This window comes from Niastella sp. sgz303648 (assembly GCF_059587045.1).
This window is the reverse complement of the sequence record NZ_JCAPSW010000016.1, coordinates 1-23,904: the sequence shown is the minus strand read 5'-3', so window position 1 is coordinate 23,904 and position 23,904 is coordinate 1. Positions and strand designations below refer to the sequence as shown.

Annotated in this window: 20 protein-coding genes and 1 tRNA gene; 12 read left to right on the top strand and 9 right to left on the bottom strand. The window is 43.5% G+C overall.

Annotation, left to right across the window (positions count from 1 at the left end; translation table 11 throughout):
• The first annotated feature begins 69 nt into the window (after window positions 1–69).
• From AC59IL_RS31430 to AC59IL_RS31415, 4 genes are all read left to right on the top strand, one after another.
• Complete coding sequence (locus tag AC59IL_RS31430; RefSeq protein ID WP_496556215.1) at window positions 70–1,062, top strand: 5-oxoprolinase subunit C family protein; 993 nt, start codon at window positions 70–72, stop codon at window positions 1,060–1,062.
• Window positions 1,056–1,817: a 5-oxoprolinase subunit PxpA gene (locus AC59IL_RS31425; protein WP_496556214.1), complete on the top strand. Its 762-nt coding sequence runs from the start codon at window positions 1,056–1,058 to the stop codon at window positions 1,815–1,817. The genes AC59IL_RS31430 and AC59IL_RS31425 overlap by 7 nt, the downstream gene beginning before the upstream one ends.
• 318 nt (window positions 1,818–2,135) lie before the next feature.
• Window positions 2,136–3,326 (top strand): NRAMP family divalent metal transporter, encoded by a 1,191-nt coding sequence (locus AC59IL_RS31420; protein ID WP_496556213.1) that lies wholly within the window; start codon window positions 2,136–2,138, stop codon window positions 3,324–3,326.
• Between the two features lie 356 nt (window positions 3,327–3,682).
• On the top strand, window positions 3,683–4,948 hold the full coding sequence (locus AC59IL_RS31415) for a DUF4407 domain-containing protein (RefSeq protein WP_496556212.1): 1,266 nt from the start codon (window positions 3,683–3,685) through the stop codon (window positions 4,946–4,948).
• On the opposite strand, the gene AC59IL_RS31410 is transcribed toward AC59IL_RS31415, so the two are convergent.
• The 5 genes from AC59IL_RS31410 to AC59IL_RS31390 all read right to left on the bottom strand — a co-directional run bounded on the left by AC59IL_RS31410 (window position 4,940) and on the right by AC59IL_RS31390 (window position 10,050).
• The gene (locus AC59IL_RS31410) at window positions 4,940–5,431 is read right to left on the bottom strand and encodes a hypothetical protein (RefSeq protein ID WP_496556211.1); all 492 of its coding nucleotides are present in this window, start codon (window positions 5,429–5,431) and stop codon (window positions 4,940–4,942) included. The two genes, AC59IL_RS31415 and AC59IL_RS31410, sit on opposite strands and share 9 nt — an antisense overlap.
• Window positions 5,432–5,552: 121 nt before the next feature.
• Window positions 5,553–6,167 (bottom strand): SGNH/GDSL hydrolase family protein, encoded by a 615-nt coding sequence (locus tag AC59IL_RS31405; protein WP_496556210.1) that lies wholly within the window; start codon window positions 6,165–6,167, stop codon window positions 5,553–5,555.
• Between the two features lie 171 nt (window positions 6,168–6,338).
• Window positions 6,339–8,993: a TonB-dependent receptor gene (locus tag AC59IL_RS31400; protein ID WP_496556209.1), complete on the bottom strand. Its 2,655-nt coding sequence runs from the start codon at window positions 8,991–8,993 to the stop codon at window positions 6,339–6,341.
• Between the two features lie 274 nt (window positions 8,994–9,267).
• Window positions 9,268–9,876, bottom strand: a complete 609-nt coding sequence (locus AC59IL_RS31395; protein WP_496556208.1) for a DUF445 domain-containing protein — start codon at window positions 9,874–9,876, stop codon at window positions 9,268–9,270.
• 100 nt (window positions 9,877–9,976) lie between these two features.
• A tRNA-His gene (locus AC59IL_RS31390) sits at window positions 9,977–10,050 on the bottom strand.
• 153 nt (window positions 10,051–10,203) lie between these two features.
• Between AC59IL_RS31390 and AC59IL_RS31385 the strand changes: the two genes are divergently transcribed.
• The 6 genes from AC59IL_RS31385 to AC59IL_RS31360 all read left to right on the top strand — a co-directional run bounded on the left by AC59IL_RS31385 (window position 10,204) and on the right by AC59IL_RS31360 (window position 17,106).
• On the top strand, window positions 10,204–12,357 hold the full coding sequence (locus AC59IL_RS31385; RefSeq protein ID WP_496556207.1) for a carboxy terminal-processing peptidase: 2,154 nt from the start codon (window positions 10,204–10,206) through the stop codon (window positions 12,355–12,357).
• 214 nt (window positions 12,358–12,571) lie between these two features.
• On the top strand, window positions 12,572–13,093 hold the full coding sequence (locus AC59IL_RS31380) for a KdsC family phosphatase (RefSeq protein WP_496556206.1): 522 nt from the start codon (window positions 12,572–12,574) through the stop codon (window positions 13,091–13,093).
• 100 nt (window positions 13,094–13,193) lie between these two features.
• Window positions 13,194–14,138 carry a geranylgeranylglycerol-phosphate geranylgeranyltransferase gene (locus AC59IL_RS31375; RefSeq protein WP_496556205.1) on the top strand — a complete coding sequence of 315 codons (945 nt, stop codon included), beginning with the start codon at window positions 13,194–13,196 and terminating at the stop codon, window positions 14,136–14,138.
• A 3-nt stretch (window positions 14,139–14,141) separates the two neighbouring features.
• Window positions 14,142–14,723, top strand: coding sequence for a Maf family protein (locus tag AC59IL_RS31370; RefSeq protein WP_496556204.1), 582 nt, complete (start codon window positions 14,142–14,144; stop codon window positions 14,721–14,723).
• 278 nt (window positions 14,724–15,001) lie between these two features.
• A complete protein-coding gene (locus AC59IL_RS31365) occupies window positions 15,002–16,297 on the top strand; it encodes a DUF2851 family protein (protein ID WP_496556203.1) in 1,296 nt (431 codons plus the stop codon).
• A gap of 62 nt (window positions 16,298–16,359) precedes the next feature.
• Window positions 16,360–17,106, top strand: a complete 747-nt coding sequence (locus tag AC59IL_RS31360) for a glycosyltransferase family 2 protein (protein ID WP_496556202.1) — start codon at window positions 16,360–16,362, stop codon at window positions 17,104–17,106.
• A 109-nt stretch (window positions 17,107–17,215) separates the two neighbouring features.
• Here AC59IL_RS31360 and AC59IL_RS31355 read toward each other — a convergent pair whose 3' ends face one another.
• Window positions 17,216–18,595, bottom strand: a complete 1,380-nt coding sequence (locus AC59IL_RS31355; protein WP_496556201.1) for a hypothetical protein — start codon at window positions 18,593–18,595, stop codon at window positions 17,216–17,218.
• Window positions 18,592–19,191, bottom strand: coding sequence for a hypothetical protein (locus AC59IL_RS31350; RefSeq protein ID WP_496556200.1), 600 nt, complete (start codon window positions 19,189–19,191; stop codon window positions 18,592–18,594). The genes AC59IL_RS31355 and AC59IL_RS31350 overlap by 4 nt, the downstream gene beginning before the upstream one ends.
• Before the next feature lie 370 nt (window positions 19,192–19,561).
• On the opposite strand from AC59IL_RS31350, the gene AC59IL_RS31345 reads away from it, so the two are divergent.
• A complete protein-coding gene (locus AC59IL_RS31345) occupies window positions 19,562–20,038 on the top strand; it encodes a group II truncated hemoglobin (protein WP_496556199.1) in 477 nt (158 codons plus the stop codon).
• On the opposite strand, the gene AC59IL_RS31340 is transcribed toward AC59IL_RS31345, so the two are convergent.
• Window positions 20,035–20,178: a hypothetical protein gene (locus AC59IL_RS31340; RefSeq protein ID WP_496556198.1), complete on the bottom strand. Its 144-nt coding sequence runs from the start codon at window positions 20,176–20,178 to the stop codon at window positions 20,035–20,037. The genes AC59IL_RS31345 and AC59IL_RS31340 overlap by 4 nt on opposite strands.
• Before the next feature lie 637 nt (window positions 20,179–20,815).
• On the opposite strand from AC59IL_RS31340, the gene AC59IL_RS31335 reads away from it, so the two are divergent.
• The gene (locus AC59IL_RS31335; protein ID WP_496556197.1) at window positions 20,816–23,329 is read left to right on the top strand and encodes a T9SS type A sorting domain-containing protein; all 2,514 of its coding nucleotides are present in this window, start codon (window positions 20,816–20,818) and stop codon (window positions 23,327–23,329) included.
• Between the two features lie 285 nt (window positions 23,330–23,614).
• Here AC59IL_RS31335 and AC59IL_RS31330 read toward each other — a convergent pair whose 3' ends face one another.
• Window positions 23,615–23,755: a DUF6266 family protein gene (locus AC59IL_RS31330; protein ID WP_496556196.1), complete on the bottom strand. Its 141-nt coding sequence runs from the start codon at window positions 23,753–23,755 to the stop codon at window positions 23,615–23,617.
• Window positions 23,756–23,904: the final 149 nt, after the last annotated feature.

Sequence of the window (23,904 nt, the reverse complement as noted above, 5' to 3'; positions counted from 1 at the left end):
CTCTTTCGACTCCTATACCCTCTTAGCTAAAAAAATGTCCCGCGAAGCGGGACTAAAAAGAAAAACCAAATGTCTCTTACTATAATTAAACCCGGATTACTCGATACGCTTCAGGACTTAGGCCGTTATGGCTATGGCCGGCTGGGCATTAACCCGGGTGGGGTAATGGACCGCTATGCTGCGCAAACAGCCAATATGCTGGTAGGGAATGATATTACGGAGGCTGTTATCGAGATCCATTTTCCGGGCGCCCAGTTTTTGTTCGAACAAAATGCCATGATCAGTATTACGGGCGCCGATTTTTGTGCCACGCTGAACGATGAACGTATTCCGCTGTGGCATCCCGTGGTGGTACGAAAAAATGCCGTATTGCATTTTCCGGGATTACAGCATGGCGCGCGGTGTTACCTGGCAGTACACGGCGGCTTTTGCGCCGCTAAATGGCTGAACAGTTATAGTACCCACCTGAAAGCCGGCGCCGGTGGATTCAACGGCCGCAAACTCGAAAAAGGCGATGAAATTCCATTCAGAGAAAGCAGTATTTATTTTGCCGGTTTGCTGAAAGAAGGACACGAATTTGAAGTATTGAAATGGCAGATTGCTCCCGGTAACACCTACCGGCATCCCAACGAAATATATATTATAAAAGGTCATGAATGGAACCAGATAACCTGCCAATCGCAAAAAATATTGACTGAAGAAAAGTTCATGATCAACCCGCTTTCAGACCGAATGGGTTACCAGCTGAAAGGCACCGATATTAACCGGGAGCAAAATACCGAACTGATTTCTTCGGGGGTTAGTTTTGGTACTATACAGTTATTACCGAACGGACAACTGATCGTACTAATGGCCGATCATCAAACTACCGGCGGTTATCCGCGCATTGGCCATGTTATTTCAGCGCATTTGCCCAAACTGGCGCAGTTACGGCCCGGCGACTCCATCAATTTTATTGTAACAGATATCGAAACGGCCGAAGAAATGCTGATTGCCCAACAGCAGGAATTGAATATTTTGCAACGTGCCTGTACCGAACGTTTGAATCACCTCGTATGCTAAGTATCGATATTAATTGTGATATGGGTGAAAGCACCCATCTATGGCATTACTATATTGAAAAAGACCGTTTGTTGTTGTCATATGTAAGCAGTATCAATCTTGCCTGCGGTTATCATGCAGGTGATGCGCATACGATGCATGAACTGGTTGAAGCCGCTTTAACGGCAGGTGTTGCCATAGGAGCGCATCCGGGTTTTGCCGACCGCGATAATTTCGGCAGAACCAATATGCAGTTGCCGCCCGAAAAAATTTACGATCTTGTATTGTATCAGATAGGAGCGCTGGATGCTTTTTTAAAGATCATGAACGGCAGGTTGCACCATGTAAAACCACATGGAGCATTATATAATATGGCTGCGAGAGACGAAGTAATGGCCGCTGCCATTTGCAAAGCGGTTTATGATTACGATCCGCGCCTGGTGTTATACGGATTATCGGGCAGCCAACTGATTGAGCAGGCCCGTTCTGCCGGTTTATCAACCAGCAGTGAAGTGTTTGCCGACAGAACCTATCAGCCCGATGGCCATTTAACGCCCCGCACACACACCAACGCATTGATCGGCGATACGCAACAGGCCCTGCAACAGGTATTGCAAATGGTGCAAAGCCAAACGGTAACGGCCATCAATGGTAACAAAGTGCCTATTACAGCCGAAACCATTTGCATTCACGGCGATGGGGAGCATGCGGTGGCGTTTGCACAGGCTATTTACGACGAGCTGGTGAGTAATAAAGTTGAAGTGAGAAGTAAGTAGGGAAAAAAGGCAATAGGCAGTAGGAAGTAAGAGGTAAGAAGTATGAAGTAGGATGTAAGTAGCAGGAAGTTGATAAGTTAACTGGGTGCCAGTTACCAGTTTCAGGTTGCAGGTTACACGTTACAGGAATAACTGCTTCTGAAGCCCTGAAACCTGCAACCTGAAACCTGTAACGTATGATTGCCGTTTCACGTTTGCCGCTCTGTAGCCGTGCCACGGTTTCAAACTGTGGCACGGCTTGCCGATTCACCATTCACCATTCACCATTCACCATTCACCATTGACCATTGACCATTCACCATTGACCAAACAACCAGCATGAAATCATCTACCCGCTCAGCAATTACAGGCGCTGCATTTTTAATGGCCACTTCGGCCATTGGTCCGGGTTTTATTACCCAAACAACAGTATTCACACAGCAGTTGCTCACCAGCTTTGGATTTGTAATTCTGGTTTCGATATTGCTCGATATAGCAGCCCAATTGAACATCTGGCGCATTATAGCTGTAACAGAAATGCGGGCCCAGGACCTGGCGAATAAATTATTACCGGGCATGGGGTATTTGCTGGCCATACTGATTGTAGGAGGTGGTTTAATATTCAACATCGGCAATGTAGCCGGGGCCGGACTGGGAATGAATGTAGTATATCCCTTTGATCATGACCTGCAGCACCCCATAATTGGTGCATCGGTTAGTGCAGCTATTGCTTTATTTATATTCTGGTTTAAAGAAGCCGGCATAGCCATGGATTGGTTTGCCCGCATACTGGGCTTTGTTATGATCGGCTTAACGCTGTATGTGGCCATCAGTTCGCACCCCCCGGTAGCTGAAGCTGTTTATCGTTCGTTTGTGCCCGTTACAACCAATACGACAGCTATTATAACGCTTGTAGGCGGAACAGTAGGAGGGTACATCAGCTTTGCGGGCGCACATCGGCTGCTCGATGCCGGTATAAAAGGACAACAACAATTGCCACAGGTTACCCGCAGCAGTGTAAGCGCTATTTTACTGGCATCAGTAATGCGTATATTATTATTTATGGCTGCGTTGGGAGTGGTGGTAGCCGGCGGTGTATTGAATAAAAATAATCCTGCAGCATCGGTATTTCAGATTGCAGCCGGCGATACCGGCTATAAAATTTTTGGTGTGGTATTATGGAGCGCGGCCATTACATCGGTAGTTGGTTCGGCTTATACCTCTGTTTCGTTCCTGCGCACCCTGCACCCGCTATTCGAAAAATACCAGCGCATCACTACAACGCTGTTTATATTGCTGAGTACCGTTGTTTTTGCTTTTTTAAAACAAGGGGCAGTTCAATTACTGGTAGTAGCCGGCGCCATTAACGGTTTGGTATTACCGGTATCGCTGGCCATGCTGCTAATGGCTGCGTATAAAAAAACAATCGCCGGTAACTACAGGCATCCGGTATGGATGACGGTAGCCGGATGGGTTGTTGTATTAATAATGGGAATAATGTGTGCTAAGGCAATTATTATGATTGTTTGAGGTTTGTGGTTTATAGTTTGTGGTTGCTGCCGCGCTTTGGAAAATCATAAGTAAACTCCGCACCTTAAAAGTGCAACATGATAATAATAACACGGCAAGCTTCACCTAAAGAACTACAAACCACAAACCAGAAACCGGAAACTGTTTCTTTTGAATGTTAAAACACGAATCATTTTCGTAATTTTCCCTTATAAAAATGTAATTTTTACTGATTAACACCTCATTTTCATTTCTTTTTACTTTTCCTTTACACTTATACCATTTTTTTTCCGTTATTTGTGTTCGTTCCAACCCCGTTCAACCCACCTATAAGGCATTTTTCATTTAACAATTACTATTAATCAAACCGTTTGGTTATGGCTGACAATCAGCAAGGGCCTGATACTGGCTTGTACACCTATGATGCATTTACGGGCAGGGGACCCGGTAAAAAGGCAGACACTAATTTTTTATGGTGGTGTTCCGGCGCACATCAGGAACTTCTAAAACAATTCCCTTCAGAACACAGCAAGTATTTCGGATTAGGAGGCGTTATTCTGGCCACCTTTGTGCTCGCTGCTCTGAGTGCGGGATATGCTATTTACAGCGTATTCGGCAACTGGGCCTGGACACTTGGCTTTGCAATAATCTGGGGCCTCATCATTTTCAATTTCGACCGTTTTCTGGTTTCTACCATGCGCAAATATGGTGTAAGTCCACGCAAACAATTATCAATGGCATTGCCGCGTATGGCATTGGCCATTTTAATTGGCTTTACCATTGCGCGTCCGTTGGAGCTGAAGATTTTTGAAAAGGAAATCAACACTAAAATGGTTGAGAATACGCACAAAAAAATTCAGCTGAACGACAGTTTACTGCAGGCAGAAAATACCGCGTTAATGCAAACGACCGAAGCAGAACGCGCCAGATTATATGCCCGCAAAAAGGCTATTGAAGATGATCTGAGCAGGCTCCAACAGGCTTATGTACAGGAAGCAGACGGTACAGGCGGTTCGCAGGTGCGTGGTGTAAAAAAAATTGCACAGTTGAAAATGGATGCCTATACATCCAGCGCACAACAGGCTACGCCTGAGCTGCAGCAGTTAAACAATAATATTCATCTTCAGGATAGCATACTGGCTACAGCAAAGGGCAATCAGGAAGCCAAGCGTGCGCAATACGAAGCTGCTGCTTTGGCAAACGTAGGTTTCCTTGAACGCAACAAAGCGCTCACCGATCTGGCTTCGGAAGAAAGCAGTGTTTTCTGGACAAGCTTTTTATTATCGCTGCTGATCATTTTGATTGAAGTGGGGCCTATCATTTCAAAACTCATTATGCCGATGGGGCCTTATGATATTGCACTGGCAAAAGAAGAACTGACCAGCATGGCGGCATCTGAAAATGAAATGCGGAAAAATAAGGAGATGATGATCGAGAAAAAGAATACCTGGTATAAACGGCAAAAAGAAGTTTCTGATCAGTTGGTCGAAAAAATGACCAACCTGCAGCAAAAGCACATCGACCAGGAATTAGACAAGTGGGAGCGGGGCGAATGGAACCCACGCGACCACCGCGCTTCGATGGATGAAGTGATGCGCAAAATAAAAGAGCGCTATCAGTTCAATGAAGAAGACTTATTGTAAGAAAATATAGGTGCCGCATAAAGCGGCGAATAACGACAGGGTCAGTAAAACAACACCTTTGCTGACCCTGTATTTTTGCCGGGCCGATGGTAAAAACAAAAAAAGAATTGCCAGCAGCAACAACAGCAAACCAACGCCCGGGCCTATGAGCGAGTTATCGAACTTTTTAATCTTCAGCGCCTGTTCAGCCGTTTTTATACCCAAAACAGCAGTAATAAATAACAATATGGGAAGACTTAAAACCCAGCCCGCTCTTTTACTTTTAAGCAACAACCATCCCGACAGAATACCTGTAAGAATAATAGAGTAGGTTCTTATATCAGAATACAATTCATTTTTATCGATGATCAGTGATCCGTTTTGAATTGAATACGGATGTGAGGTGTTAGACAGTAGAGATGCTACCTGCATCAGCAAAAAAACTGTATCTATCAGTAATACAAGAATGCCTGCGTATTTTTCTCTCCAGCTTAACTTTCCCATAAGAGATTATTAAATAAAATATTGAATTATAAATGTAGGTTACAGTTGCCGGTTACCAGTTACCAGTTACCGGATACCGGTTTCCAGGTACCCGGTATCCGGTAACTTTTACCCCAGGTTATTATTCTGCTATTACTTTTTTAATCCCGTCCCCCATCAGCTCTGCCCATACCGCATGTGCTTTGCCCGAGTAATGCAGCTGATCTGCTGCAAGCAGGGTAGTATCCGTTGCTGCTTTGCGGGTACCGGGCGTAATATCAATATAATTCACTTTATATTTTTCTGCAATAGATTTATTAATAGCATTAAATGCATCGATGTCACGGGCAATGGCTGCTCTGTCTCTTCCTTCGGCAAAAGGCGTTACGCCCCAGTCGGGTATAGATAATACGAAAACATGCTGTGGATTATTGCCTGCGAAAATGACGGCTTGTTGTAACAGCGATTCGAACTGCCCGCCATATTCCTGGCGGTCCCTGCCGCGGTATTGATTATTAACGCCGATCAGTAAAGAAACAATATCATACGTGGGCAGTAAATGCGTATGGCGAATACAGGTTTGCAGTTCGTCGGTTGTGTAGCCGGTTTTGGCTACAATTTCAGCTGCATGCATGGCGTATCCGGCCTTTCGCAATTGCTGAATCGTTTGATATGGAAAACTTTCATATACCGGCACGCCTTCGCCTATGGTATATGAATCGCCTAATGCGAGATAAGTGTATGTTTTTGACGACATGGCACGAATATAAGGCACTTCATTTTTTATTTTTCATTGGTCCATAAAAAAGGGGCTGATTGCTCAGCCCCTGCAGCAACATAATCATGTAGTTTCTGTTATTGTTGCTGACGTTCTTAATTATTTCTTCATTTCAACATTCTTCATTCATTATTCGGTATTCAATATTTCTTACTGCTGAATCCCCTGCATTCCGTTCTGCATGCCTTCCTGTTCGCCGCGCAGGTTTTTGCGTTTGAATAATGACACATCAAATTTTCCAAAGCGGTAGCTGAAGTTTACACGCACGATCTGCGGGTCTCTTCTTCTCCAGTCGTCCTGTACAAAACCAGTTGCTTCGGAGTGCACAAAATAACGACGTGTTCTGAATATATCGCTCCAGTTTACCGAAATAGTTGCCGTATTCTTTTTTATAGGAATGTCTTTACGCAATCCCATATCAACACCATAATTTGAGTTCATGTAGCCTTGCGTTGTTGATGGTTGTCCGCCGCCAAAACCGCCACGACCGCCACCACCACCTCCGCCGCCACCGCTACCACCGCTAACGGCACTGTTGCTGGTGCTTACAGGTAAGGCGCTTTTTGCTGTATAATCGCCGCTGATCTGTACGCTCCATCCTTTGTTGAATTTAAAATTGTGGTTCATTTTGGCCGACCAGCTGGTGCGTTCATTTTCGAGATTGGCTACAATGTTGCTTCCATTGATCTTTGAGTAATAAATATTCGCGCTCACCATCATGTCCCACCATTTGGTGAAATTATTACGGGAGATCAGTTCAAGCCCTGCTGCATAAGCAGAAGAAGCGTTTACCCAGGTTGAAAAGTACACCGAATCGGCATTCAGCTTTTGCTTGTATTGATACCTCGAAATAAGATTGGTGGTATATTTTCCGAATACAGTTGCTAAAAAGGTATTGGCGGCTTTGCCGTAGGTTTTCTGGTACGACAACTCCAGCGAATGCGTGAACTCGGGCTTCAGTCCAGGATTACCGATCTGATAATTTAACGGGTCAGAGTAATCGACATTCGGCATCAGCTGAAAAAAGTTCGGCCTGTTGATACGGCGGGTATAGTTTAATTGCAGGTCCTGCCTGCCTCTCAGCGTTTGATTTAAAAATACGCTGGGGAATAAGCTGATCGGAAAATCATTTTTATAATTGCCTTTGCCAACCTGTTCTCCATCGTATCCGCTGCTTTCGGCTCTTAATCCTACCTGATAACTAAAGCTGTCTTTTATTTTTTGTGAAAAAGTAACATAACCGGCGTATACGTGATCGGTATAATCAAAGTCATTGCTTAATGATGAAGCTAATGAATCATTAAAGTAGTTCCTTTGAAAGCTTTCGAACCGGCGAATCTGTGCACGCAAACCTGCTTCCCATTTAATTTTTTCGGTAATGGGGTTAACGTAATCGGTTTGGGCAATAAAAAATTTATTTTGACCGCCGCCGTTGATGGTTTGCAGTTGCTCGGGGAATTTCGGGTTCTGCTGATCCAGATCAAAGAAAGAGCGGTAACGTATGTCGCTGTTTTGGGTATTCTTACTTTTATTAAAGTTGAAGTCGGCAGTCCACTCTTTACCGGGTTGGGCAAATATGTGTTTAAAACTTAGCTGCGTACCGTAATTGCGAAAATTATTTTTACCGAGCGTATTGCGATACTGTGATTCAGAAATGCTATTGGTAATTGTATCTATGACAGCATTGGTGCGGTTATCGAATTTAAAATCGCCGTTTACAATACTCTGCGATAAGGTAATGGTATTGCGGTTGTCGATAAAATAATCCAATCCGAAACGGCCAAATGCAAAGGCGCCGTTGAACACGTTATTATTATCCTGGTGTGATTTAAATACTTCATCAGTAGTGTAAGTAGTACGGTCGGTATAACCCCAGCCTTTCGATTTACGCTGGTTATACATGGCATTGGCGAATACATTTACTTTTCCCTGACGTACGTTGAGGTCACCGCCTCCGTTGAATTTACCGCGCGAATCAACACCGGCGCGCACGCTTCCGTTGTATCCTGCCTTTCTGTTTTTCTTCAATATAATATTCAATATACCCGATTGTCCGCCGCTTGCGTCGTATTTGGCGCTTGGGTTGGTGATGATCTCAATGCTTTGAATGGCATCGGCTGGTATCTGATCGAGCGTAAGGGTAGTGGGGCGGCCATCTACAAATATCTGTGGTGCCGAATTGCGCAGGGAAACATTACCATCGATATCTACATTAACCGAAGGAACGTTGCGCATTACATCAACAGCGCTGCCACCCGCAGCCGTAATACTTTTTTCAACATTAAATATTTTGCGGTCGACCCCCATTTGTATCATTGGCTTTGAACCGGTAACAGTTACGCCTTCGAGCATGGTGGTATCCTGTTGCATTTTTATATTGCCGAGGTCTTTATCAACGGCCGACATCAGCTGCGATCTGTCTACACCCGGCCCCATTTTGATATCAAAAGCTACTTTTTGTTCGATCTTTTTATAGCCAATGGCGGTAATCACCAGTTTAAAATTGCCGAATACAGGAAGGTTTTCAAGACTGAAGTCGCCATTACGGCCGGTAAGCATACCGCCTACCACGGCTTCCACTCTTTTTTTAGTTACTGTATCAAATTTGTTCCCGATTAGCTGTACCGAAGCCGCATCAAGTCCTTTATTGGTTGTTTTATCAATGATCCGTCCGTAAAAGCGACCGATGTTCATTTGCTGACCACCGCCCCGGTTACCGCCCGCGCCTGGCGTAGCTCCCGGAATTTGAGCTTTAATGGTTGAAAAACACGCAATAAATGCAAAGAGCCATACAAAATTTTTCATGTGTATTTAGTGCTATGGTTGAGATCAGATTAGACGCAAAATTGCTTTAGAACTTGTGATGGGGGAGTAGGATTTGTGATGAACGGCAAGCATTATGCCCCGAAGTAGGATGCAGGAGGTAAGAAATAGGATGAACCCGGTATTCGATTGCTGATTTTGTAATTTTGAGATTTTGGGATTTCATTTATAGCAGGCTTGTTTTCTAAATCTCAAAATCTCTAAATCCCTAAATCCCTAAATCAGAAATTGTTTCTTCGGATTTCCTGCTTCAGCTTCACGAAAGCAGCATGATAATAACTACCTGAATCAACCCCACCAGCAACCCAATTACTGTCCCCAACATTTTCACTGCCCGAAGCTCTTTGGCCATAGCCTGGTTCAGGTTTGATTCCAGTTTATCTATAGAAAATGCCGCCACTTTGCTGGTAACTATCTGTTTCAGATCAAGCTCCTGCTGCAGGTTTTGCATATAGCCCTTTATTATAACCGGAAAAATTGTTTCCAGTTCATTCATAAACAGGGTTTTAAGCTGATTGATGGTTTTTTCACCGATAAACATGCCGATCATGGGGAAGGCTTCGCCGAGCCTGGTTCGCAAAAATTCATCAACATGCTTTTCAGCAACAGGCATTATTTTCTTTATATTATCTGCACTGGTTATTTTTTCTTCAATATCGCTGAACGACAATAGTTCATTGCTAACCAGCTCACCCAGTTGTTCGGCAAACTGTAATTGCCGGTTATGAAAAATGCCCTGCACGGTGAAACCCATTACCCGTAATGGTTTTTTTGGGTGAAATAGCATGGTAATGGCAGTACGGATGGTTATCCAGCCGATCAATGCCGAGGTAACAGGGATAATGATTATTAACCACCAGTTCATAATAGTTGATAAGTTAACAAAGTTGACAGGTTAACAGGTTTGCCTGCTAACATTAATTAAATAAAAAACCCCGAAGAATGCCTTCGGGGAGTTATCTGAGGGAGGATGATGGGTCTCGAACCCACGACCTCAAGTGCCACAAACTTGCGCTCTAACCAACTGAGCTACAACCTCCATGAATCAGGTTGCAAAAATAATGAAAAAACAGTTTCCCTAACAAATCTTTCTAAAACCTTTCATCAAAATAGCTTGTTAATTATAACATTAGTGCAACAACCCATCTTTTTTATCGTTATTTTTGAATTGATGCCAAAAGTTTTAAATTATATGTTACAACGAAAAAATTTACCCATTGTCTTGTTGATTTTCGGGGCAGGTCTGTTTCTGGCTTTCAAATCATTAGGCCTGGGATTGGGTAATGGTAATCCGCCTACCAAATATGAAAAAATACTTCATAACGTGGGGGAAATGCTTGCTGAAATCCATTACAGTCCGAAAAAAATTGATGATAACTTCTCAAAGGAGATCTTCAAAAAATACCTCGGCGAAAAGATCGACGACCAGAAAAACGTCTTACTGCAGTCGGATATTCAGCAGTTAAAAAAGTATGAAACCAAAATAGATGATGAAATCATGGGAGGACCCGTTCAGTTCGTTCCGGCCGTTTCTGAAATCTATAAAAAACGTTTACCTGAAACCGAACAGATATATAAAGATATCCTGGCCAAACCTTTTGACTTTACAAAAGATGAAACCGCCAACTTCAATGATGACCAGCTGGATTATCCCAAAAACGAGTCTGAAAGAAAGGAAGCCTGGCGCAAACGCTTAAAATATCTTACACTTGAGCGTTATTACGATCTGCTCGAAGACCGCGAAAAAAACAAGGGCAAGGAAAACTACGTGGTAAAAACCGATGAGCAACTGGAGCAGGAAGCACGCGACCGCGTATTGAAAATTCTCAATAGAAATTACGACAGGCTGAAATTTAAAGTATCAGACGACGACCGGTTCAACGAGTTTGTAAAAACCATTACCGAGTCGATGGATCCGCATACTACTTTTATGCCTCCGGTAGATAAAAGATATTTTGATGAAGAAATGAGCGGCCGCTTTTTTGGTATCGGCGCTTCATTACGTGAAGAGGATGGCAATATTAAGATCGGTAGTGTATTAAGCGGCAGCCCTGCCAGTAAATCGGGTGAAATTACCATTGGCGATGCTATTACAAAAGTAGCCCAGGGTAGTGCAGAACCTGTTGATTTAACCGGCTATACCGTTCAGGATGCAGTTAAGCTGATCCGTGGTAAAAAAGGTACCGAAGTTCGCCTTACGCTTAAAAAAGCAGATCAGTCGATTAAAACGGTCACCCTCATTCGCGATGAAATTATACAGGATGAAACCTTTGCCCGCAGCGCTGTGATCAACACGCAAAAAGGCAAACTGGGCTTTATTTACCTGCCTGAGTTTTATGCCGATTTCGATAATCCCAAAGGCGCCCGTTGCTCTGAAGATGTACGAAAAGAGATCATCAAGTTAAAAGATCAGAAAGTCGACGGCATTATCATGGACCTTCGTAATAATGGCGGTGGTTCGTTATACGATGTAGTGCAAATGGTAGGATTGTTTATCGAAGGCGGTCCTATTGTACAGGTGAAAGACCGTGAAGGCAAACCTACAGTATATTACGATCGCGATAAATCTGTTTTATACGACGGTCCGCTGGCTGTAATGGTAAATGAGTTCAGTGCTTCGGCTTCTGAAATCTTTGCCGCTGCCATTCAGGACTACGACCGCGGTGTTATTATCGGCAGCACCTCTACTTACGGCAAGGGTACTGTACAACGTAATATCGGTTTGGATAAAACCATGGGCTTCCTTGATCCCAACAGCGAATTGGGCACCATTAAGCTCACGCTGCAGAAATTCTATCGCATCAACGGAGGCTCTACCCAGTTGCGCGGTGTAGCGTCTGACGTATCTATCCCCGATATCTTCGAGTATACAAAGATCCGTGAGAAAGATAATCCCGATGCATTGCCCTGGGATGAAATTCAAAAAGCCGACTTCAACCGCTGGAAATATGGTCTTGATTTAAATCCGATCAGAAAAGCCAGTGCAGAAAGACTTAAAAGCAACCAGTTGTTCAACACCATTCACAACAATGCTGAATGGCTGGCTAAACAAAGCGAAAGACAGGTTTCTTTAAGCCTGAAAAAATATCAGGAAGAACAAAAAAAGAACAAGGCCATTGCCAAACAAATCGAAAGCATCAACAAATTGCCCCATGAACTGGCTATTGATGCACTGGCCGAGGATTTAAAACGCATTGAAGGATCATCAGACAGTGCAAAAGTTGACCGTTACAAAAACTGGTTAAAGAACCTGCGCAATGATCCCTATCTCGATGAAGCTACCAATGTATTAGGCGATATGATTACGCAAACGAACCTGGTGTATGCCAACGTTCCAAAGAATTAAGCTAACAACAAACTATAGAATAAGAGCCTCCCGGCAAACCGGGAGGCTTTTTTTATGGTTTGATTGTTTAATGAACCGCAACGATCAACAATCAAACAATTCAGCCATCTTAACAATGTTTCAGATTTCCGCCTATTTTTGCAGCGGTTAAATTGTTTGATGACAATGGAATCAGCAGTTGTTGCAAGCAATAAAACCATCAAACAATCGAATAATGAGTTTATTAGATAAGTTTAAGCAAATAACTACTTTCGTCTTTGATGTAGACGGCGTACTGACTGATGGTACGCTGTTTGTTTTTGATAACGGACAGTTTGTTCGGCGAATGAATATAAAAGACGGGTTTGCGCTGCAACTGGCGGTTAAAAAAGGATACCGGGTTGCAATTATTTCGGGCGGCGCCAGCGATGCGGTTACAGAAAGATTAAACCGGCTTGGCATAACCGATGTTTTTATGCAGGTAACTGATAAAAACAAACGCCTGGCCGAATATGTACTGCAGCACAAACTGTTGTGGAACGAAGTATTATTTATGGGCGACGATATTCCCGATTACGAAGTCATGAAACACGTGGGTATGCCTTGCGCACCCGCCGATGCGGCCACGGAAATTAAACAGATTGCTACCTATATTTCACTGGCACAGGGCGGCCAGGGCTGTGTGCGTGATGTAATTGAAAAAGTGCTTAAGCTGAATGACCACTGGGAATTGCACACGAATGTAGCAAGCAGGTAGAATTGCTGATTTTGAGATTTTTTGATTTTGCGATTTCTTTCATTTCAAAATTGCCTTTAAATCTCAAAATCTCTAAATCCCCAAATCTCAAAATCCAAAAATGAAACTACTGACAGCATTCTTGCGGCTTATACGATCAGTGAACCTGCTGTTCATTGCCATTACCCAATTGTTGTTTCAGTATTGCATTGTATTGCCGGTTTTTCAAAAAGCCAATGCCCCGCTTGTACTTAATACTCCTGTTTTTATTATACTTATTGCAGCTTCGGTGCTTATTGCTGCAGCGGGTTATATCATCAATGATTATTTCGATTTGAATATTGACCTTATTAATAAACCCGATAAGCTGGTGGTGGAAAAGATCATTAAACGCCGCTGGGCCATCATATGGCATCTTTGTTTATCGGGTTTAGGGCTTGTGCTGAGCTTTTATGTAACCTGGAAAACGAGGGCCTGGTGGCTGATGCCTGCGAATATAGGCTGTGTGACGGCGCTGTGGTTTTATTCAACCACCTTTAAAAAAAAGCTGCTCAGCGGTAATGTGATCATTTCTTTGCTTACCGCCTGGGTATTACTGGTGATTGGTTTTATAACGCATTATGCCGTAATAAAAAGACCCGAACTATATGCCGGTGTAGATGCATCAAAGCTGATGCGGTTAACGTTTTTGTATGCAGGTTTTGCATTTATTATTTCCCTCATCAGGGAAGTGGTGAAAGATATGGAAGATATGGCCGGCGACCAGCGATATGGTTGTCGCACCATGCCCATTGTTTGGGGCATAAATGCTTCGAAAATATTTACTGCCACCTGGCTCATTGTGCTGTTAACCGCCGTAGTTATTATGCTGGCGTATGTTTTACCCTTTAAATGGTGGTGGGCAGCCGCCTATTGCGCCCTGTTCATCATTTTTCCCCTGCTGTTTTTGCTGCGCAAACTGGTAAAGGCTACTTCTACCAGCGACTTTCATAAAATAAGTACCTGGCTGAAAATGGTCATGCTGAGCGGTATTGTATCAATGTTGTTTTTTAAACTGTATTCATAAAAAATGAACGGTTCACGAATTATACTGGCATCCCAATCGCCCCGGCGCAAACAATTGCTCGAATGGGCCGAAATTCCCTTTGAAATAATGGTGCAGCCTACAGCCGAAACCTTTCCGGCCGATATGCCTGTACCGCAGGTGCCGGTGTATATTGCACGTGAAAAGGCCATTGCCGTGCGAAAGAAATATGAGCAGCTGCATGAAAGCGATCATATTATTATTGCTGCCGATACCGTGGTGGTGTTGAAAGACTCCATTATTGGTAAACCGGCGAACAGGGAAGATGCACTGGATATACTCAGCCGGCTTTCGGGCAATAAACATCAGGTAATAACCGGTGTGGTGATCGTAAAAGGCGATCAGGAAGTGGCCTTTGCCGATACCACCGATGTTTGGTTTCACCCGCTTACACCCGAACAAATTGCATTTTACGTTGATAAATATCAACCTTACGATAAAGCCGGTGCTTATGCGATACAGGAATGGATCGGCGTTGTAGGCATAAAATCGATCCAGGGTGATTTTTATAACGTAATGGGCCTGCCCGTTAGCAGGGTAGTGACCGAGCTCAATAAGTTAATTTGAACCTCACCCCCGGCCCCTCTCCTTAAGGAGAGGGGTTTGGGGTGAGGTAATTTTTTACTTTGAAAATAAAGAAATGTGTTTTAGCTTTAGGTATAATTAAGGCTCCTCATTTGTAGCTCCCTGACCGGTAGTGTTTTAAAAATCCGGTAATATTTACATTTATTAATTAGGCCCCTGATAGTAAGCCCGCTCTGTTAAGTAGTACATGGCAAATTTGCTCATTGGCAAATTCGCGCAATGTATTTCGCATTTTCAAATTTTCAAATTTTCAAAACAACATGACAGAACGGCTACTACAATACCTCTGGCAATTTCAGTATTATAATAAACAAGCGCTGACATTAGAGAACGGAGATGAATTCATAGTTATTCATCCAGGCCGTTATAATACCAACCAGGGTCCCGACTTTCTGGAAGCAAAAATTAAAATTGAAGATACATTGTGGGTAGGTCATGTTGAACTGCATTTAAAAACCTCCGACTGGTTTAAACATGCCCATCAGCTCGACCGCAATTATGATAATGTGGTGTTGCATGTTGTATGGGATAACGACCAGCCCGAACCGGATAAACGAATGCCCGTTTTTTCAATGCAATCGAGAGTGCCGCATTTGCTGTTGCAGCAATATGAAGAGTGGATGAATAGTCAGTCATTTATCGCCTGCGAACAGCAGGTACAGGATGCACCTCGCATTGTATGGATCGCCTGGCGTGAAAGATTGCTGGCCGAACGTTTGCAACGGAAAGCCTCTGCTGTGTTTTTGTCCCTGCTGCAAAATAACCAGCATTGGGAAGAAACATTCTGGTGGCTGCTGGCCCGCAATTTCGGAACTACGGTGAATGCCGAGCCTTTTGAAGCTGCCGCCAAAACCCTGCCGGTAACCCTGCTGGCTAAACATAAAAACCAGGTACATGCCCTCGAAGCTTTATTATTAGGCCAGTGTGGGTTATTGCAGGGTGATTTTGAAGATGCTTACCCCATTATGCTGCAAAAGGAATATGCGCATTTAAGAAAGAAGTACAACCTGCAGCCGGTTCGGCAACCGGTTCATTTTTTACGTATGCGACCGGGCAATTTTCCCACGGTTCGGCTGGCCCAGCTGGCGATGCTGGTGCATCAGTCGAACCATTTGTTTTCATATATCAGGGAAACAGTGCATGTAAGCGATGTCAAAAAAATACTGGCTGTAACGGCCAACGATTTCTGGCATTATCATTACACGTTTTCCGAAAAATCGGCTTATCAGCCTAAAGTACTGGGTAATCAAATGATCAACACGCTTATCATCAATACCATTGTGCCGGTGTTGTTTGCCTATGGGCATTTACATAATGAGGAACAGTACAAAAACAGGGCTTTGCATTGGCTTGAGCTGATCACGGCCGAAAAAAATTCCATCACCTCAGGTTTTATGGATATTGGCATTGCCAATAAAAACGCCTACGATTCACAGGCCCTCATCGAACTGAAAAGCCACTATTGCGATGCCAAAAAATGCCTCGATTGCCCGGTAGGCAACGCGCTGCTGAAGAAAGTGGGCAATGGGCTGTTAGTTAATAAGTTAACAAGTTAACCTGTTAACTTGGTCTACTTTTCAACTTCCATTCATATATTTGCCGGATTGTTAAAAAGTGTATGATAAAAGGACAAAAAGTTGTTGTTGTGCTTCCGGCTTACAATGCAGCCAAAACACTCCGGCCCACATATGACGAAATCGACAGATCGGTGGTGGATGATGTTATTCTGGTAGATGATGCCAGTAAAGACGATACCATTGCTGTTGCCCGTGAAATTGGCATTCAGCATATTGTGCGGCACGAGAAAAACAAAGGGTATGGCGGCAACCAGAAATCGTGCTATGTAAAAGCGCTTGAAATTGGCGCTGATATTATTGTAATGCTGCACCCCGATTATCAGTATACACCTGCGCTGATTACCCCCATGGTTTCGCTGATTGCCAATAAAGTGTACCCGGTTGTGCTGGGGTCGCGTATTTTGGGCAAAGGCGCCCTGAAAGGAGGCATGCCGTTGTACAAATATTTCTTCAACAGACTGCTTACGGTTACCCAGAATATTCTGATGAACCAGAAATTATCTGAATACCATACCGGTTACCGGGCTTATCATAAAGATGTGCTGTTATCGATTCCCTTCCAGGATAACTCCGACGATTTTGTATTCGATAATGAACTGCTGGCGCAGATCTTTTTTAAAGGATATGAAATAGCCGAAATTACCTGTCCTACCAAATATTTCGACGAAGCTTCGTCGATCAATTTCCGCCGAAGCAGCATTTATGGATTAGGCGTACTTAGGGTAAGCCTGCAATATGCACTGCAGAAACTGGGCATGGGGAAGTATAAGCTGTTTAATAAGTTGTAAGAAATAAGTTGTAAGTAATAAGTTTCAAGCCTGCTTTGAGCAGGTTGTAAAATTATTAGCGCAACAGATACGTTATTTATACTTAAAACTTATTACTTATAACTTAATACTACTTTGTCTCCCACTTAGTAATCTTCTGCGACCAGCTCACCAGCAATGAATTGCTGCCCAAATACAGCAACATCAGGGGAAATATTTTAAATAAACCCCTTTTGGTTGAATTGTTCAGATCTAACAACGGCAACAAATAACCCAGCAGCGGAAACCCGATGTAAATCACCAGCACGGCATAAACCCAGTTACGGGCAGTACCGGTTAATTTGCGTTTGATTACCAGTTCGAGCAATAACAGCAGTAAAAAGAAGTAGATAAAATAACCATAATAGCCCATTCCTTTTTCACTAAAAATGAGCGTGCCGGTCATTTCGGACAAGCGGGTAAAAAAGGGCGACAGATCGCCGAGGTTTTTATTTACCTGCCCCTGTATATTGTACTTTACAGGCAGGTACCGGTTGATATAAATAGAAACAGATATCACATACGACAGCACCGACGGCACCACAAAATAAGCGCTGCTGATAATTCCCTTCACTACGCCGGTTTTATTTTTGAAATGATACCAAACAATAGCCGGTACCATTAAACAGGCCAGTATAAGCGTTTCGGACCTGATATACGTAGCAATGGCCATCAGCAATCCGGCAAATGCTACATAATTACGTTGCCCGTTTTGAAAAAAGGCGTACAGAAACCAGATCGACAAAAAGAAAAACACCGCATTGCTGTAATCGAACAACACCATAAAGGTATAGGCAAACATTTCGGGAATTGCCATGAAAAAAAGCACCAGCAACCCGGCAAATATTCTATGAACGCTGAGTGTCAGCGCATGATATAAAAAGATGATAAAACAGGCCACAATAGTGCTAAGCCATATTTGTCCAAATGCAAAGCCGGCATATTTGTAAATGATCTGCAAGCAGGTAATAAATGTCGGCTTGAAAATGTTGTTGGTGGTTTCGAGGTTGACCGTGAACACCGAGTTGATCATTGTTTTTTCGCGGATGGCGTATTCGGCTATTACTTCGGCGCCCGAAGTAAGGTCGCGCGGAGTAGGGGGAAAGTAAAAGCATCGCCAGGCGCTTACAAACACAATGAACACCATCATTACCACAAATGGAATTTCGTATACTTTTATTTTGAACCGGGTATTCGCAACAAGATCTTTAAAACGTTGTATGCCTGTTTTGAACTTTATATTTAACAGGATAGCTGCTGCGAACAGCGACAAAAAAACATTGGTTGAAGTAAGCGGAATATAAGCAAGCTGCAATACAAAAGGCATTATTGAAAACACTGCTACGCCCAGTAAAATGGCCAGCGACAACAGCATGCCTGGTTTTAATTGCAGATTGAACAAATTAATCAATCCAAAGCCGGTAATAAATTGAAGTATGGTTAACAACAGAATGATCAGTAACCCGCTCATAAAGAAGTTTTGTATTTATTAAATGCTGCAATCGTATCCTGAAAGGCCTTTTTATTGGCAACGCTGTCGAAAAACAGGCGTCCCTGGCTGGTAGTAATATACCAGTTGGCCTGTGCCGCTTCGGGGCTGTTGGGCCAGATGGTTTTTAAACCTGTGTAATAATAAAATATTGCAGGTTCAGGCACATGAATGTTTAATCCATTTGCAGCAAAATAATCAGTAGGAGGGATCAGTACCAGCACTTTATTGGCGATACCCTTTTTTTCAAAAAATGCAGTAATATCTTTCGCAAACAGGTAATCTGACTGATACCTTGCCAGTTTCCGTTCTTCAATATCGAGGTTTAGCTTTTGTTCTTTAAAATCTTCCCAGTAGGGAATGATCCTTTCGTTCAGCCACAGTTTGTTGCTATCGAGACCAAAGAAAATGAGCAGGCTAATAACAGCTACAACCAGTAAAATGAACCCCTTAAAGGCATTGGTACGGAGAGCAGGTTGCGTTGCCGGCGCGGCGGCGGGCGGCGGCGTAACCGGTTGAGGGCTGGCCGAAGTGCCACTAACAGTCCCGCTTTTGGCGGGATTTTTCTTTTTTTTCATCTAAACTGTTTTTTGTACCCATCAGGATGCTTGCATTATAATGGTATTACAAATATTAAATCTTTTTATCAGGCATCCATAAATTGACAATCTTAATTTTCGGCAATTTTATACAATTTAATCGTTCTACGCGCCCATGATAAACAAATTTTGGTGAAGATGCCACAGATGAGGCCCAACGTTGCTACGCAACGAGGGAACCACTGACTATATTGTTTCCGCCTTCGGCGGAAGGTGATGTTGGCGCAACAGGCGTAGCACTTAATCCGTTGACAAAACCACTTCGCGAAGCGAAGTCCGTGGCACACATTACCATGGAAAATATATTTTAGTTCTTTGCTCCAATTTATTTTTTCAGGAAATTGACAGCATGAAACAAATTCCAACCTTATACGAATGGGCCGGCGGTAAAGAAGCGCTTGAAAAACTGACGGAGGTTTTTTACAAAAAAGTGTTGCAGGATGATCTATTATATCCGGTGTTTAAAAATATGTCGCCCGAACATTCAATGCATGTGGCGCATTTTATTGCAGAAGTGTTTGGCGGACCCAAATTATATTCTGAAGGCGACCAGGGCAGCCATGCGGGTATGGTGGCGCATCATATAGGAAAGATGCTCGATGAAACAAAAAGAAAAAGATGGATACTGTTGTTGCTTGAATGCGCCGATGAAATTGGTATGCCCGATGATCCCGAATTCAGATCGGCGGTTGTTGGTTACCTTGAATGGGGAAGCCGCATTGCCGTTATCAATTCAACTACTACCGAAAATCCCATCGATGAAAAAGCGCCCATGCCTAAATGGGGCTGGGGCGAACCCGGTGGGCCGTACGAAGCTGGCAGTTAGTAAGTAATAAGTAAGAAAACCGGTTCCCTGATACCGGTAACCGTGAACTGGTAACTGGTAACCGGTAACAGGTATCCGGGAACCGGTAACAGGTACCCGGCAACCGGCACATTGCTTATCGTCAATTTGATATCAGTCAAAATAAATGAGAAAAGGCCGGATACTTTGTTAATGATGATTCATATGAAAAAATTTGTTATATCTTCATGTTGTAGCGAAATTATTCATCACGAACCGTAGAAGTATCCCTCCCTCATAAAGTGGTCAATGAATTTTTTCTTATTACCCCGTCACTCTGTTTCCCTGTTTACGAGTTGTTTTCAGGCTAATTGGATTAACTGTTTCAATTTCCTTCTCCAATGTCCTGTTTGTAAGCGTTGCGTGCAAAACTGTTCATGTTTTGCAGGGCATTCGTATTAATCTTAATTATCTGATCTGAATTCCAGGACCAGCATGCTGTGGTTGTTTTTTGCCATGGTGTGCTGAATGGTACGTTATCTCTATGCCCCTAAACGAATAACTATATGAAAGGCGCTCCCTTTGGGAAACGTTATATAATCCTGTTTGCATATTATTTCCCTTCTTTTATTATATCGGGTATAGAACCCCTGTGGCTAAGGAATAAACATGAGGGTACTTTTTATATGGCCCGGGGACCTACTTTTTTGCACCTTAATTAGTTTGTTCTTCATCGTAATATATAACTAACGGTAACAAACAAATGTAAATACTCATTCATCGAAATATAATTTTTTTACCCCCTTAACCCAAACTGTTATGAGAGCAAAAATTTACCTGCAATATGGCAGGTACCGCCATTTTATTGGCATATTTAAAGCAATTGGGGCTATTTGTTTAACCTGGGCCTGCATGTTTTCTTCACAAGCCTTCGCACAAACAACAACAACGTTTCCGCCTGCATCTTCCTGTACATCCAAAGACCTTCTCCTTGTGGGCGCTACCTTACCTGGTACAACTGTTTGTAATGAATGTGTATCAGGTGATTCGGTACATAGGACCTTGAATTTGTCCATAAACAACAAAACAGGTTCAACAAGAACTGCTTTTGCATTTTGGGGCACCCTGGTTATACGGAACAGTAACGGTACAATTTCTTCTACCAGGCCAATTTCAGGATGCGGAGGTCCTGTAGCCAGTAATACGACTACTACTTTGCAGTTCACCCAAATTGGATACGTATGTGGTCAGTCGTTAACCATAAAAGATCTGTTTTTGGCATGGACAGATGCTTCTAAAACCAGCACGTGTGCTTCTATCAATTCTTCTACTATTAATCCCAAATGCGGCACCCTCGATTCAATACAAATTAATACCGGCCTTGATGCCATCTTTAATGTTACCAACGCTACCTGCGCCACGCCAGGTGCTATTGACATGACTCCGCTGGGCGGAAAAGCTCCGTATACTTACTCCTGGGTTCCAAGTGGGGGCGGCGTTATTATTTTAGGTCAGTCAACCAACCAGGACCTTACCGGTTTAGTAGCAGGAACGTATACCGTAACAATTACTGATGCTTTAAATTGTAAATCCACAAGGTCTACGACAGTGACAGCTGCCGCACCTGTTACGGCCAATGCCGGCGATGACTTTACGAAAACCTGTATTTCCAATGCAAGTGGCAAACAAATTGGTGAAGCATCAGCAGCCGGTTTCACTTATTCATGGTCGCCAGCCACAGGTTTAAGTGATGCAAGTGCCAGCAACCCCACCGCCAATCCATCATCAACTACTACCTATACTGTAACCAAAACCAATACTTCGAGTGGTTGCAGCAACACGGACCAGGTGACGGTAACGGTGAATAATACTGCTGTGGTCGCTAATGCAGGAGACGACTTTACCAAAACCTGCACTTCCAATGCAAGCGGAAAACAAATTGGTGAAGCATCAGCAGCCGGGTTCACATATTCATGGTCGCCAACTACAGGCTTAAGTGATGCCACTGCCAGCAACCCTACCGCCAATCCATCATCAACTACTACCTATACTGTAACCAAGACCAATACTTCGAGTGGTTGCAGCAACACGGACCAGGTGACGGTAACGGTGAATAATACAGCTGTGATCGCAAATGCAGGAGACGACTTCACCAAAAACTGTATTTCCAATACAAGCGGTAAACAAATTGGTGAAGCATCAGCAGCCGGTTTCACTTATTCATGGTCGCCNACGGACCAGGTGACGGTAACGGTGAATAATACAGCTGTGATCGCAAATGCAGGAGACGACTTCACCAAAAACTGTATTTCCAATACAAGCGGTAAACAAATTGGTGAAGCATCAGCAGCCGGTTTCACTTATTCATGGTCGCCAACTACAGGCTTAAGTGATGCAAGCGCCAGCAACCCCACCGCCAATCCATCATCAACTACTACCTATACTGTAACCAAGACCAATACTTCGAGTGGTTGCAGTAACACGGACCAGGTGACGGTAACGGTGGATAATGCAGCTGTGGTCGCTAATGCAGGAGACGACTTTACCAAGACCTGCGGTTCCAATACAAGCGGCAAACAGATTGGTGAAGCATCAGCAGCCGGTTTCACTTATTCATGGTCGCCAACTACAGGTTTAAGTGATGCAAGCGCCAGCAATCCCACTGCCAATCCATCGTCAACTACCACTTATACAGTAACGAAAACCAATACTTCGAGTGGTTGCAGCAACACGGACCAGGTAACTGTTACCGTAAATACAGACGCGCCGGGTGCTCCAACTTTTTGTGCTGTGCAACCTTCGCTGTGCGGACCAGCTACGGGAAGTATAACAATACTGAGTCCTCTTGGAGCAGATTATCAGTATAGCATTGATAATGGTGCAACCTGGCAATCCGGTACAGTGTTCAATAACCTGGCTGCAGGATCGGTAACTGGTATAAAGGTTAAAAAACTGAGTTCGGGTTGTATTTCATCGGCCGTCAATTGCGACGCATCCAATTGTTCAACACCTGCAAGGTTATCAACAACTTCAACACCAAACACAACTCCGACTTCAGCTAATAGCTTAAAGGAGCTGAACGTGAAAGCGTTTCCCAATCCTTTTAGCGACAACGTGAAATTTTTGGTAACTGTTCCTGAAGGTGGGAGCGGAAGTCTGGAACTATTCAATTTGCTTGGGCAAAAAGTAAAAACTGTTTTCCAGGGGCGCATTCAGTCGGGCGCCAATACGTTTCAGGTAAACCTGCCATTAATGAAATCTGCCCAATTGATTTATGTTCTTCGTGTAGCAGATAAAAAAGTAACGGGTAAGTTATTGCAGTTAAATCAATAATTTATTTTAACGGCACTATTAAAAAAAGAGGCTGTCTTCATACCGAAGACGGCCTCTTTGCTTGTGCGCCCGGCATGATCATGCCGCCGTATCCTGCAAAAGATAATGTAATATTTCAAACAGCTGATGTACGTTTACGGGGCACCGAAGCGCAGCTCATTAATATACAGGGCCTGGTGGTAAGGCGCATTATTCTTAAAAATGCACAATCTGTTATTCAGATCGCCGACTTACCGAAGGGTACCTGTTTTTTAATGACTTCAATCAGGCAATCATTCAAAATTGTTAAGCAACTGTTGCACGCAAGGGCTTATATAAATCGCCCTGGCTCATCAAAACTTTGCTATAATCTATTTCAAAGTTGGGTGATGATCCGGTAACAGCATTTCTGAGCATTCCCTGCATGGCATGGTTAAAGGGTGACATGTTACAGGTTGCAGGTTACAGGTTACAGGGTTTCAACGAATACCCTCGTTTGTTGGGTTAACAGAAAGCTCAACGTATAGTGTATTGCTTTTGGTTACTTAGCTCGTGAAACCTGTAACCTGAAACTTGCAACGTTAGGATAAGGTGCG